The organism is Pectobacterium hainanensis (assembly GCF_046237015.1).
GTDB lineage: Bacteria > Pseudomonadota > Gammaproteobacteria > Enterobacterales > Enterobacteriaceae > JBJYIN01.
Map to the genome: position 1 here is coordinate 145,013 of NZ_JBJYIN010000007.1, position 13,018 is coordinate 158,030.

Genomic DNA, 13,018 nt, shown 5'->3' on the forward strand with positions numbered 1-13,018 from the left:
GGGTTAGGCTTTATTACGAGGTGTACCAGCGAGTTCGGAGAGTGAATCGATATTCTCAATCGTAATGTATTTGCCTTTGACCGCTAAAATACCACTCTTCTGGAAACGACCAAGCAGACGGCTAATCGTTTCCACGGTTAATCCCAGATAGTTGCCGATATCGCCACGCGTCATGGTTAACCGGAATTCTCGAGGAGAAAAGCCGCGTTGGGCAAAACGGCGTGATAAGTTATAAATAAACGCGGCCAGACGCTCTTCTGCGTTTTTCTTTGAGAGCAGCAAGATCATATCCTGATCGCCACGAATTTCGCCGCTCATCAAACGCATCATTTGCTGGCGTAAATTGGGCATCTTGCCGGAGAGGTCATCCAGGGTTTCGAAAGGAATTTCACAAACCATGGAGGTTTCTAAGGCCTGGGCGAAACTGGGATGTTGGGCGTTACCAATCGCATCGAATCCCACCAGATCGCCTGCTAAATGAAAACCGGTGATTTGTTCATCGCCTTGCTCAGTGATGGTGTAACTTTTTATGGTACCGGAACGAATAGCGTACAACGATTTCAGCTCATCCCCAGCTTTAAACAACGCTTGCCCTTTTTGGATCGGTTTTTTCCTTTCAATGATATTGTCGAGCTGATCGAGCTCATGTTCATTTAAGGTAAAAGGGATGCACAACTGGCTGATGCTGCAATCCTGGCAGTGGATGGCACAACCGCCAGACTGAATGCGTCGAATAATTCGCTTTTCCGGGATCATAGACTTTGCTCAGGCGATAATTGATATTGGTCAATTTTAACAGCTTTTATCGTCGGTGATAAGACTACTCATCCTTCGAAAAGGCCTACAAAGAGTGAACTAACTATAAATTTAGACGAATACTTAGTCTTATAGCGGTTAACGATCAGTATGTTGTTGGAAAAATATTCACGATAACGGCAACGTATCCTGCTGTGGAAAATATCCTTCATGGGTCAATAACCACTGTTTGCGGTGTACACCACCTGCATACCCCGTTAAAGCGCCGTTGGCACCGATTACCCGATGGCAAGGTACGACGATGCTGATGGGGTTTGAACCATTTGCCATGCCGACCGCACGAGATGCAGTAGGGCGCCCCAACCGTGCTGCTAATGTGCCATAAGTCATGATCTCGCCAGCCGGGATCTGACGTAATTGTTGCCAGACCTGTTGTTGAAATTCAGTTCCTACCGATGCCACAGGGAGTGTTTCAATGACGTTTATTTCCCCCGCGAAATAGCGTTGCAGACTTTCCGTTAATCCTCCAGGGTTATCACGAGGTTCAAGGGAAAACGGCGTGTGGCGATAATGGCGATTAAGCAGGTGGTAGAGTTTTTCTTCATATTCGCTCCATTCGACGGCACGAAGATGATTATTTTCATCGGCAATAATCATTAATTCACCAATTGGCGTTGGCATTTTGTCCAGAAAAAAAGTCTGCATAGTGGTTCCTTACGTGAGTGATGACGCCAATACTTGAGCAAACATCATAAGCCATCAGTTCGTTATTGGAATGTAACCATCCCTAAAATATTCAAATGCGTATTATGAGAGATGGATCATGTCAATCTTCATCCTACTGCCGGATTTTGACCTCATATGGCAATATTATTAAGGTAAACGCGCCAGTTGTACTCTACTTTCTTATAGTTAAAGACACATTTTTATGGATACGTAATGTCATTGTGAAAATCACGTCCCTTCAACTGGCATGATCCTGTCAATCAGGTGAGCTCTTTTAAGATTGCCACGGTTATTTGGAGAGAATACGTAGAATGAAAAAGAAATATGCCATAGTCGGCACCGGTGGGCGAGCAGGGTTGTATCTGGAGTCAATCGCCAGAGATTATCAACAGGAAGGACGCTTCGTTGCATTCTGTGATACTAACCAGACACGAATGGATTATGCGAATAAAATAATTAGCAAGTTTGGTCATGATACGGTTGTTACTTATCCAGTTGATCAATTTGAGCGAATGATTACTGAGACAAAACCCGATATTGTGATTGTCACGTCAATCGACAGAACCCATCACCATTATATTATTCGATCAATGGAACTTGGCTGTGATGTTATTAGTGAAAAGCCTATGACTATTGATGAGGAAAAATGTCAGGCAATTATTGATGCGATTGAACGTACGGGACGTAAATTACGTGTGACGTTTAATTATCGTTATGCACCGCACCACAGCAAGATTCGCGAGTTAATTGCGGCCGGTATTATCGGCGAGGTGTTTTCGGTCCATTTTGAGTGGTTGCTTAATACCGAGCATGGTGCCGACTATTTTCGTCGGTGGCATCGCGATAAACGTAACAGTGGTGGGTTATTGGTGCACAAATCAACTCACCATTTTGATTTGGTTAATTTCTGGCTGGATAGTGAGCCTGAGACTGTCTATGCACAAGGCGATCTGCGTTTTTATGGTAAAGCGAATGCAGAAAACCGGGGTGTAACACAATTTTATTCTCGTTCACATAATAGTGCTGCAGCAGAGAATGATCCCTTTGCATTGCATATGAATAAAAGCGAACAGTTGACGGTGCTTTATCTGGATGCCGAGCATGAAGATGGTTATTTGCGTGATAAAAGCGTTTTTGATGATGGAATTAATATTGAAGATGTGATGGGTGTTATGGTGCGTTATAAAAATAAAGCCATCATGACTTACTCATTAAATGCCTATTTGCCCTGGGAAGGGTTAAATGTGGTGTTTAATGGCAGTAAAGGTCGATTGGAAATGAAATTGGTCGAAAAATCCTATGTAAATGGCGGTGGACAAAAAGAGGATGAGGGCGCACTGAATACCTGTGAAATAAACGTGTATCCCATGTTTGGCGAACCTTATGAAGTACATGTTGAATATAAGAAGGGCGGGCATGGCGGAGGCGATCAGGTTATGTTAAATGATCTATTTGGCACACCAGAACCCGATCCATTGCATCGTGCCGCTGATTATCGTGATGGTGCCATGTCTATTTTAACGGGTATCGCCGCTAATCGCTCTTTGCGTACCGAGCTGCCTGTGAAAATAAACGATCTGGCGGTGAAATTGAGAAAATAAACAGAGAGAGAATCTGCCTGAGCATGTTGTTGCTCAGGCAGACATGCTTAATATCCATCGCATCCAACGTATATGAAACGAAACTCGAAGTATGACGAGTATAACGTCCCCACGATTTACCTGCAGTGTGGGTAGAAAACCACCGATATTAATATAATAAGGGTACTATTATGGCAAACGTGTTGAACAAATGGCCTTACCTACTTCTCTTCAGTGCTATGTTACCACTAAGTGCAACCTTTACTCAGGCCGCTGAAATACGTATCTCATGGTGGGGTGGAAACCAGCGACATGAGGCTACATTGGCGGCGATTAACGCTTTCCAGAAAGAAAACCCTTCGATTACGGTGAAAGCAGAATATGCCGGATGGGACGGCTATCTCTCCCGGTTGTCAACGCAAATGGCTGGAGGGCAAGAGCCTGATGTCATTCGTATTGACTGGAACTGGTTACCGCAGTTTTCCCGCAATGGTGATGGTTTTTATGATCTGAATAAGCAGAAAGCAACGCTGGCTCTTAGCGATTTCCCTGACAAATATCTTAAAACCGCCGATGTGAAAGACAAACTGCAAGGTCTGCCGCTCTCAATGACCTCACGTAGCTTTATTTATAATAAAGCAACATGGGAAAAGGCTGGCGTTGCCTATCCAAAAACCTGGGAGGAGTTATTTGCTGCTGGGCCGATTTTTAAGCAGAAGTTGGGTGAAAATTTTTACCCCCTAGGGGTGGCACAAGGATCATCGGATTTGTTGGATATTCTGACGCTGGGCCGTAGCTATATGACACAAAAATACGGCATTGATCTTATTGATGAGACAAAACAAAGCATTGGCTACAGCCGCGAACAGGTCCGGGAGCTTTTCCTATTTTATAAACGTCTGACGGATTCTCATGTGATACCCGATCAGCGTTATTTCTCATCATTTGGCCGAACGAATGTGTATGAAATTCGCCCGTGGATTAATGGTGAATTAGGTGGCATGTATTTATGGGATTCAGCCATTTATACCTATTCCAGTAATATGCCTAAAGAAGCTGTTCTGGAAAATGGGCCGTTTCTTACCATGGATGGGGCGAAAGATTCTGGTATTACGACTAAACCCTCATCGCTCTTTTCTATTGGCAAGAATAGTAAGCATCCTAAAGAAGCGGCAATGCTGATTCATTTTTTGTTGAGTTCTCCGGCTGGAGTGAAAGCGGTAGCATTACAAAATGGCATGCCAGCTAACCCCAATGCGGTAAAAATGCTTGAAGAAGCGGGAATTATTAATCCGGGTAACTTGCTGGCTAATGCCTATCGTGCCGCGGCAGAACAGCCTGAATCCAACGTGCCGGTTTCACCCTATATGGAGAATCAGGAGTTCGTCCAGTTGTGGACCAATAGCTTGCAAAAACTGGATTATAATAAGGCACAGAAAGTCGACGATGTTGCCGATGAATTCATGAATGGGGCGAATCGTATATTAAAACGTGCTATTCGCTAATATTCGTTAATGTATTGATTCATCACCCATCCCCGCAATTCGGGGATGGGTTTTTGACAGGTATGGCTACTTTATCACGCCACAGGCCATGCGAGCACCACCTCCGCCCAGTTCCGCTGGTGTATCGGCATAGTTATCGCCACCGACATGAACCATTAATGCGTGATCCTTCACTTCTGAGAGCGACTTAATTCTCGGCGCTAAAATCGGGTAGGTTGCCGTTCCATCAGCATTGACAACTAATCCGGGAAGATCGCCAAGATGCCCCTGATCGTTATAAGGACCAAGATGTTTACCGGTTTTCTCAGGATCAAAATGCCCACCCGCTGCTAAGGCGGGAACCGATTTACCCTCTTTTTCAGCAGGTTCACACCTGGCATTCGCGTGAATGTGGAAACCATGAATACCTGGTTCCAAACCCTTAAGATTAGGTGTCAGTAGCAGTCCATAGCGAGTTTCCGTCAGTGTGACTTCGCCAATATTTTTTCCCTGGCCCGTTGGCAGTACTTCATTCAGTGTCACCTGTATGTCGGTTGCGAATGAAGAACAGGAAAAGATCATGCCTGTCAGGATAAGTGCCTTCAGTTTCATTGTCTTTTACCTCTCGGATTGCGATCGTGATATTTATTGTTTATACAGAGATAACGTCTCACATCGGAATGAAAGAATAGTAGAGCTAGGCAGTTCGTCAAATCACACGCATTGCTAGTGAATTTGGTATTCACCTAAAATAAGTGGTTAAGTCACTATGGATATGAAAAGTGGGTTATTAATTTTTAGATGGTCTGAATATTGACCTAATGTGATTGATAGCATGTGTGAATGTTGTGGTTTTCGGAGGAGCGGTTCATGAATAAGAAGTATGCGCCCAGTCAAATATTTTTCCACTGGGTCATTTTCGTTTTAATTGTTGTGACATATGGTGCCATGGAGCTCAGAGGCGTTGTGCCTCGGGGATCAAATGCACGTGAATGGATGCGAGTAATACATTACACCTGTGGATTGAGCGTATTGATTCTGAGCGTGGTCCGCATTTTTATTAAAATGGCGCATAAAGAACCACCAATTGTGCCAGCGTTACCACGCTGGCAGCGTATTCTTTCCAAATCGGTTCATGGTGTGCTTTATCTCCTGTTTATTGGCCTGCCGTTATTGGGCGTATTGTCGCTTTATTTTGGTGGTATCGAATGGCAATTTTTTACCTATTCAATGCCGTTGAGCGCTGAACCGGATTTAATCATAGAAAGTGATCTCATCGATTGGCATGAAACTATTGCCACGGTTGGTTATTTTATTATCGGACTTCATGCCGTTGCCGCGCTTTATCATCATTATGTGGTGCGTGACAATACGCTGATCAGAATGATGCCAGGAAATAGAAAAGGGTAAGGGGCAATGTTACTGCGTTGACGGTGATGTGAAAAACACGCACAAGAACGGAACATTTTTGTGCGTGTTATGCTTATTTCTCGACAGGTTTAATCAACGTTAAAATAGTCGCTAATGATTCACGCTGCTCAGCGTTGACTTCTCGTCCCGCAGAATACCCAGCATTTTGGACAATCGTTTCATTCAAGCCGACTAACCAATCATAGATATAAAAAGCGGTATTGTTGGTTGGCGTCAATGATAGTTTAGTTAAACGCTGAGAAGCGCCGAAACTGACAGCTTGTTTCTCTGGTTTAGCAAAGATTTTATGGCCGCGATTAATTCGGCTGGCAGGGCGCAAGGCCTCTTCCATTTGCTGAAATCCTAACCAGGCGACGAAATCTCCCAGAACGGTGAGCACCCGGGAAACTTGACGGTCTGCCTTACTTTCACGATGTACCCCCAGTTGTTCACTATCGACCAACATACCGACTAGCGCATCCTCAATACCCAGACGAATGCTGGCGGTGATGAGTTCTTCCACCAAAATCTCAATCGTCGTTTTTGTCACGCCCAGCAACTCGATCAGAGGCGCATTTTCAGGTAAGCCACGTAGATGGTTAATCCAATAGCGATAGACATGATGAGCGTATTCCGCTTCGTATCCATGGTCGAGGGCTTGGACGGGAGAGGTCGACTGCGGCTCCAGATCGATCGGTTCGTCGGCAAACAGATCAATATCGATCCCGATACCAAAAGGATCGACGCTGGCGGATGGCATTCCAACCTCTTCGGTTTCCGGATGATAAGTACCATATTCGGGTTGGTTTTGCTGCTTAAGATAGAGACGGCGTAGTTCATCACGAGAAGGGAGTAAGCGCTCCAGCAATTCTCCGTGTACGCCTGTTCTGGTCTGCAATGATTTCAATAGAATTTCAGCGATACGCTGTTTCTTTTCCGGACTATCGCTTTCAACGGGCAGGGACCAGTTACCCAGTAGATTATCCTTCAGATCACGCTGAACTTCGCTGAGTTGCTCACTAATGCGACCCAGCTTCACTTCGCGATGAACTTCAGTGCCTAGCCAGGTTGCCATTCGCGTGACGCCGCGTTTGTCCATTGCCAGCATGGTTCCCCATGCATCGCCGGGATTACCGACATAACGTTGCACCGCAGCATCATAATTCTGTCCGTGGGTAATACGTCGATCAAACTTGGTTACCGCCCAAATCAGGCCGGGCTTACGATGGCTACGGATTTGAGTATTTTCACCCTGGGTTTGTCTAACCCAGTGATCCAGCGCCTTACCAACGGTCTTAACCTCTTCGCGTTTGCCTGCCGCAGAACAAACCATCAGGATATTCATTTCCTGATTATCGGTATAACGTTCTAGTAAATACGCTCGCTTGGCTCGCAGTAGCGTTTGTGCCAACGGATGACTCTCGGTGCCAGCGTTTTTTGCCGTTTCTGAGGTATCTTCTGGTTGTTCAATATCCCCGATGCCTGGGAAGTCCAGAATATCGACCTGTTCAAATAGTGCTTCGCGGGGGGCTGAATGTAGAGGAATCAACAATTCAACAGCTAGCATGGTCAATTCAGCCAACGATAATTCGACGGTTTTTCCGGCACGACCGTTTAATACCGGACGAACCAGTACGCCAGGATCGAATGTTGTATTAAGGCGAGCCAGCGTAGCGCCGTTAATAATGCCGTTAGCCGGTTGTTGCTCGTCATCGACCAAAATGCGTAGCGGTGCCAGCACCTTGCTGGTGCCGGAAAGATGCTGCAAGGTGTGGGCAAAATGGCGATAGGCCGCCGTCAGCGTTTTTAAATCTCCCCACAGTACGGAAAACAAATGTGCGCGATCGTCGATGCTGAGATAAGGCGCTAACTCTACGGCTACCGGCCAGTAATGCGTTTCCAACTGTTTCTGGCGTTTGGCATCGTGACGAGCCAGATAATCCCATAGTTCGACGACTTCATCGCGAGTGAATCCTTCTACGGGTTCTGGCTGGCGATGCCGCAGCAACGTTTTCAAGTGCTCGGTAATATGGTACTCGTCCAATTCTTCAAACGAGGTTTCCTGATTAAGTTCATGCAGGAAAGCATTCGCCATAATTTTGCCGATATCTACTTCGCTAAGCAGTAGTAGTTGTACCGGGAACGATTTATTTTTCACGCCAGCCTGACGGCTAAAACGTGTAACTAACGCTGTCGTCTGATTCGTTGGGTTAATATTCGTCAAGAAATCGAGTTGTTGCCCTTCGAATGAAGTCTCCAGCTTACCGTTCTCTCCGGATGCTAGCGCAGAAATTAGATAAGATTTACCGGCCTGTGACAGGCCAAAGAATCCTATGGCGATCTCTTTGAGTGCGACATCTGCCAGGTGTTTGGCTTTGTTACGATGGCGACGTAGTTTGACAATCAGGCGATCGGCTTCTATATCAAGCCGTGGCGCATTTTGTCGCGTGTTCTCAACCCAGTCGATGGCCTGATCTACGCCCTCGGTGACAGCTTGTAGCTGGCTATGGAGTCGGCTGGAGAGTTGCTTGGGCGTTAATGGTCTCATTTTCTAAATACACTCCCACTATCGATCCAGTAATGTGTTGCGCCTGTTCCGTTAGCGGTTAAGGTGTTTAACTTAAGTCGTAAATGCGCCGGGGGAATGGGCGTACCATCTTCCAGCTCGGCACTCGCGATTTCAAAGCGTTCGGGGCTATCCTGACCATCGCCTTTTGTGACGGCCAGTTTGACGCGCAGAATGCTATCACCCACGACTTTTCTCGCTAAATCCTGATCGACAATCGATAACGTATACAGTGAAGAGGCAGGCCAGCGTTCGTTATCTAACTGACGAAACCCCAGACAGAGGGAACCGCGAACCTGGAAACTGATATCGGGCTCCAGCTCAAAATCGGTTTCATCCAGATCGATATCGCTGTAATACACGTTATCCGTCGTCAATGCGTTATTACTGTCCATCATGCCGAGATATCGGATGGTAGAATAGGGCTGAAAATCACCGACTTTGAAATAGAAACCAGGTAAACGCAGGTCAAGCGCCAGCAGACAGAGCATTGCCCCAACGGCGGCGGTCGATTTTGGGTTATCAATGCGCCCACGCTTATTGAACGGATACCAATCATTCGTGTGGTAACCATCCAGTGACAACATGCGGTTAATCGGTAACGGTTGTAAATGGCGGAACAACGCTTGAATACCGGGGAAGCGAGAAGGGCGTCCAGTCAGTAACAAAATATCGCAGGAGTAGAGTGATACCACCTCGGACATCAGGCGCAGATTCTGCGTGATATTCATGCGGTTGGACAAGAATTCGCCGTGTAACTTGCTCAACTTAAGGATGAGCGGCACGTGTAAAATATCAAATGGATTGTCATCAACGGGGAGTTCGCGTTGCACCTCCGTATTAATGTATTCCAGCACTTTTGGCGTGGGATGTTGCGCTAGCAGTTCGGCAAATGTTGATTCGATTTCGGCGCTGGTATCCAGTGGATCAAATCCCTCATAGGCTTCCAGAATCGAACGACCAATGGGAATAAAAATCTGCAATGTGACCTGTTGGCGCAGCGTAAGCTGTCCGTCCATACGGCCTTCATGACCAAACAGCTTTGCCATTAGGGCGTCAGGGCTGGGTACCCCTGCATTCTTCAACGCGGCATGCAATGCAGGCAGAACATACAACTGGATGACATCAAGCAGGATGTCATCTCCGGCGACTTTAAAGCCTTCGCGGAACAGCAAACGCGGAATAATTTTAACGTTGTTGCCGACACCGTCATCCAACAGATACTGAGTAATAGCCAGGTCTGTTGTCCCGCCGCCAATATCAATTGACGCAATGCGCAGGGTTTTCCCCGCAGGTTCGCCTTCAGCCAGTTCTTTATCTGGACGTGCCATGCTGGCAAAGAAATCCTCAGCCCGTCCACCAAAATTGACCTGTGCTTCGTTATAGAGATACACCATTTGCCCGCAGGTTGCCTCATCCCATTCGATTTGCACTTCCGGTACGGGAACCCGGCTTTTTTGTTTATCTAATGGTGTCGTAAAATCGTCATCCATCGGGTGCCAATTCATGGCCTTCCACACCAGCGCGATAGCTTCGTGCATACGGCGACGGAAAATCTCACGTTCTGGCTTCGGCATGGCGGAAGGTAATGTCAGAATAATATGACGTAACTGACGCGGTGCCGAGGTGTGGATCATTTTCAACCGCTGTGCGGCGCTATTCATCTGCATCATTGCCTGAACTAAAAGTTCAGAGAGCATAAATGTCATGATGGAACTGCGACTGTAATGCGGAGAAAAGACCGGTAAACGCTCATCTAATGGCTGATCGTATAACGGTTGGCCTTCGTCGTTGAGCAGGATGGTTAATGGCATAGCGGTTGCTAACGGTTCATTTGGTGACTGTCCGTCAGACTGACTGAAACGCCAACCGGGTGCATAGCTTTCTTCATCCCACAGATAACGACGTGGACTGGAGATCCCTGTCGAACCTTCTGTTCCCTGACGCAATAGCGCCATTCGGCTGGCTTCACGACCCACGCGGGTAATCGATGGCCAGATAAAGGCATCATCGCGACCGCTTTCTACCGAGAAATTCTGCTTACCAAATTTTGCCTGGGCGAACTCGACGCGGCTTTCGAACAGTTCGTTATAGAGATAGTGAGGCTCACCCAGATCGCGCAGTTGTAGCTCGTAAGTCTGTTTGAGACCGTTACTCTCATCAGCATGATCTTCAACCAGAATACCGCAGGTGTGTGAGTTACCGACGTCAAGAATCAGGTCCACATTGACCGCTGGTTCTTGCAACGTATTCGTATTAATGCGTATTTCTGGCACGGATAGTTGGTTACCCAACATATCCAACAAATTCATATAGTGAGCCTGATACTCAAACCCTCGGAGTGCCGTTTTTATATCGCGGGCATCCCGTTTCTCTCGTTCACTCGCCTGCTGAGTGAAGATCTCTCTCAACCAGCCATCCACCCAGGTTTGGTCCAGAAACTCACCTAACTCATCGCTATGGTAGGCTAAGGCAAAGCTGCCACCGGTTTTAATGTCATTTTCATTCGGTGCCAGCGCTTCATAAGGATGGCCTTCCGGATAGACCTTGGTATCAAACGCGAGGCAGATACGGTGCGTGTTACCATCTTGATCCGGCGTATCCAGTTCAAGTATTTGCACCCGAGCCCAATTATCCGGCCCGCCCATAAAAGTACGTGGCGGATTGAATCGCAGGAACGGAAGCGGTAGCCAGACTTTTTCCAATAGCTTCAGCGATTGTTCGAGTGAAATACTCAGTTCTGGCTTGACGACTTCAGGCAAACCAACGGGCGAAGGCAATAAATATTTATCTGTCTGTTCATCGTATATCAGGCGAAGCAGGGGCCCGTTCGCGCTTTTACGCACATATTTGTTAGACGAATCCGCACTTGCTTGTGGTTTTAACGCGAAATCCAGAAACTGGATTCCGCTGTCCTGAATCAGCGTAATTTTTTGTTTGTAATCAGTAATCGTTGCCAGCATTAGGATTTACTCTCACGCTTTATCGTCATAGGGAAGACCGAGTCAGCGTCGTAACGACCGATGCACTCTGCGGCGCCAGCGCCTTGTTTACACACGAGTTCCGGCATCTGGAAACGGGAGTTATCGCTGCAACGCGCTTTGGTTCGGCTGTTGATAACCAAATTCCCCGAGCTCATTAATCCAGCTTCAATATCCACTCGACAAGTGACACCGTCACCATGTGTAATCCGCGCAGTTCCTTTACCGTTCCTGATTTGATATCTCAGGCTTGGTGGTCTGCCCGTGATCGGAGGGGATTTTGCATCCACTGAGACACGCCAGTTTCCATTCAGGAAGTTAATCGATCCAATACGAACCGCATCGGCAGGCATAACCAGATCGTCTTTACCCGCCGGAGGAACGACAGGAGCCTCGGGAACCGGTGTTGGCTCCGCTGGTGCGGCAGCTATTTCTTTTGGTTCGGCAGTAGCAAGCGACGGAGACGGTGGTGCAACTGGTTTCTCAGCAACTGTCGTTTCTGCTGCTGGTGGAGAAACCGGTGTGGCTTTTTCGACTGAGGGTACGGTTTCTGGCGGTACACTTTCGGAGGGTATTTTTTCCGACTGTTCTACGGTCTTTTCTACTTCAGGCGAAGGAACCGATGTTGATGACGGTAGTGCCCGTTTTTCCGGTTTTACGGTTGCAGCGATGGATGAGGCGTCTTGTGTAGCCTGATGGTCTGACATGCAACCACGAATCTGAAGAGACAGTATCGCCATCAGTCCGGCAGCAGGCAGCAACCACCACATACGTAGCCATGGGCTACGTGCTGTTGTAATCGCAACGTCAGGGGCTGGAATCGGTTCTGGCTTGATGACCGGGGTCGGTTTTGACTCAGATGCCTCTGGGACAGTCGGCACTTCTGGCGTTTCGTCATCTTCCGGCGTCGTAACATAAGCAGCCGCTGGGGAAACAAAAACCGGTTCTTTCTCTTTTTCTGCCGGGCGCAGGCAATCAAGAGCATCGGAACGTGATTTTTTATCCAGATTGACGAATCCCCAGAAGGTCAATACCGGTTTACCGTCCACCAAATAAACATGGTTCGGCCCTGGGAATTGAATAGTTTTAGCCAGCAGGACACCAAACAGTTTCTGACCTGATTTTTCCGCATGCTGTGCTTTTTGGCTAATCTCAGCCACGGAAGCTTGGTAGGTTTCCAGTTGTTTCAGGGCAGCACTGCGTTCTTCTTCACTGGCTGCAATCCACGAAGTCACTTTACCGTCAATGGGTGAATACCAGTCAATCCTATCGCCGCTTTCATTGGGCTGGGGGATGGCCAGACAGTCTGCGATTTGTTGCTGTTTCCTGAGACGTAATGTTTCCCGTAGTTGAAGTGCTGAGGCGTAAACTGGCTGACCATTTTCGCCCAATGCCAGAAAGTCATCCAAACTCCCACTACGTAAAAATAATTTTGCCACGCAAAAGAGACCTTTTGTAATAAATGCCTAAGGCAGAAAATAGAGTGTAACTTGCGACAGGATATACTGTAGTACC

The 13,018-nt window shown here is 47.2% G+C and carries 9 protein-coding genes; 3 read left to right on the forward strand and 6 right to left on the reverse strand.

Features of this window, described 5'->3' with window-relative positions; all coding sequences use genetic code 11:
• Nucleotides 1–3: 3 nt before the first annotated feature.
• Both fnr and ogt read right to left on the reverse strand, forming a co-directional pair.
• Nucleotides 4–756: a fumarate/nitrate reduction transcriptional regulator Fnr gene (gene fnr / locus ACKPVM_RS09350; protein WP_409308767.1), complete on the reverse strand. Its 753-nt coding sequence runs from the start codon at nucleotides 754–756 to the stop codon at nucleotides 4–6.
• Between the two features lie 168 nt (nucleotides 757–924).
• Nucleotides 925–1,461, reverse strand: coding sequence for a methylated-DNA--[protein]-cysteine S-methyltransferase (gene ogt, locus ACKPVM_RS09355; protein ID WP_409308768.1), 537 nt, complete (start codon nucleotides 1,459–1,461; stop codon nucleotides 925–927).
• A gap of 332 nt (nucleotides 1,462–1,793) precedes the next feature.
• On the opposite strand from ogt, the gene ACKPVM_RS09360 reads away from it, so the two are divergent.
• Nucleotides 1,794–3,083, forward strand: a complete 1,290-nt coding sequence (locus ACKPVM_RS09360) for a Gfo/Idh/MocA family oxidoreductase (protein WP_409308769.1) — start codon at nucleotides 1,794–1,796, stop codon at nucleotides 3,081–3,083.
• A 170-nt stretch (nucleotides 3,084–3,253) separates the two neighbouring features.
• Nucleotides 3,254–4,567, forward strand: a complete 1,314-nt coding sequence (locus tag ACKPVM_RS09365) for an ABC transporter substrate-binding protein (protein ID WP_409308770.1) — start codon at nucleotides 3,254–3,256, stop codon at nucleotides 4,565–4,567.
• 66 nt (nucleotides 4,568–4,633) lie between these two features.
• Here ACKPVM_RS09365 and sodC read toward each other — a convergent pair whose 3' ends face one another.
• Nucleotides 4,634–5,158, reverse strand: coding sequence for a superoxide dismutase [Cu-Zn] SodC (gene sodC / locus ACKPVM_RS09370; protein ID WP_409308771.1), 525 nt, complete (start codon nucleotides 5,156–5,158; stop codon nucleotides 4,634–4,636).
• 258 nt (nucleotides 5,159–5,416) lie between these two features.
• Between sodC and cybB the strand changes: the two genes are divergently transcribed.
• Nucleotides 5,417–5,956 (forward strand): cytochrome b561, encoded by a 540-nt coding sequence (gene cybB / locus ACKPVM_RS09375; protein WP_409308772.1) that lies wholly within the window; start codon nucleotides 5,417–5,419, stop codon nucleotides 5,954–5,956.
• A 73-nt stretch (nucleotides 5,957–6,029) separates the two neighbouring features.
• Here the strand turns inward: cybB and ACKPVM_RS09380 are convergent, their stop codons facing one another.
• Genes ACKPVM_RS09380 through ACKPVM_RS09390 form a run of 3 tightly spaced genes read right to left on the reverse strand, consistent with a single transcriptional unit; the run spans nucleotide 6,030 to nucleotide 12,942 of the window.
• Nucleotides 6,030–8,504, reverse strand: coding sequence for a putative virulence factor (locus ACKPVM_RS09380; protein WP_409308773.1), 2,475 nt, complete (start codon nucleotides 8,502–8,504; stop codon nucleotides 6,030–6,032).
• Nucleotides 8,501–11,485, reverse strand: a complete 2,985-nt coding sequence (locus ACKPVM_RS09385) for a virulence factor SrfB (protein WP_409308774.1) — start codon at nucleotides 11,483–11,485, stop codon at nucleotides 8,501–8,503. The genes ACKPVM_RS09380 and ACKPVM_RS09385 overlap by 4 nt, the downstream gene beginning before the upstream one ends.
• A complete protein-coding gene (locus ACKPVM_RS09390; protein WP_409308775.1) occupies nucleotides 11,485–12,942 on the reverse strand; it encodes an SrfA family protein in 1,458 nt (485 codons plus the stop codon). Before ACKPVM_RS09390 ends, ACKPVM_RS09385 begins: the two co-directional genes overlap by 1 nt.
• Nucleotides 12,943–13,018 lie beyond the last annotated feature (76 nt).

What these genes read in the sequence shown, in the direction of transcription:
- cybB (WP_409308772.1), top strand. Translation starts at nt 5,417, where the DNA reads ATGAATAAGAAGTATGCGCCCAGTCAAATATTTTTCCACTGGGTCATT.
- fnr (WP_409308767.1), bottom strand. Translation starts at nt 756, where the DNA reads ATGATCCCGGAAAAGCGAATTATTCGACGCATTCAGTCTGGCGGTTGT.
- ACKPVM_RS09360 (WP_409308769.1), top strand. Translation starts at nt 1,794, where the DNA reads ATGAAAAAGAAATATGCCATAGTCGGCACCGGTGGGCGAGCAGGGTTG.
- ogt (WP_409308768.1), bottom strand. Translation starts at nt 1,461, where the DNA reads ATGCAGACTTTTTTTCTGGACAAAATGCCAACGCCAATTGGTGAATTA.
- sodC (WP_409308771.1), bottom strand. Translation starts at nt 5,158, where the DNA reads ATGAAACTGAAGGCACTTATCCTGACAGGCATGATCTTTTCCTGTTCT.
- ACKPVM_RS09365 (WP_409308770.1), top strand. Translation starts at nt 3,254, where the DNA reads ATGGCAAACGTGTTGAACAAATGGCCTTACCTACTTCTCTTCAGTGCT.
- ACKPVM_RS09385 (WP_409308774.1), bottom strand. Translation starts at nt 11,485, where the DNA reads ATGCTGGCAACGATTACTGATTACAAACAAAAAATTACGCTGATTCAG.
- ACKPVM_RS09380 (WP_409308773.1), bottom strand. Translation starts at nt 8,504, where the DNA reads ATGAGACCATTAACGCCCAAGCAACTCTCCAGCCGACTCCATAGCCAG.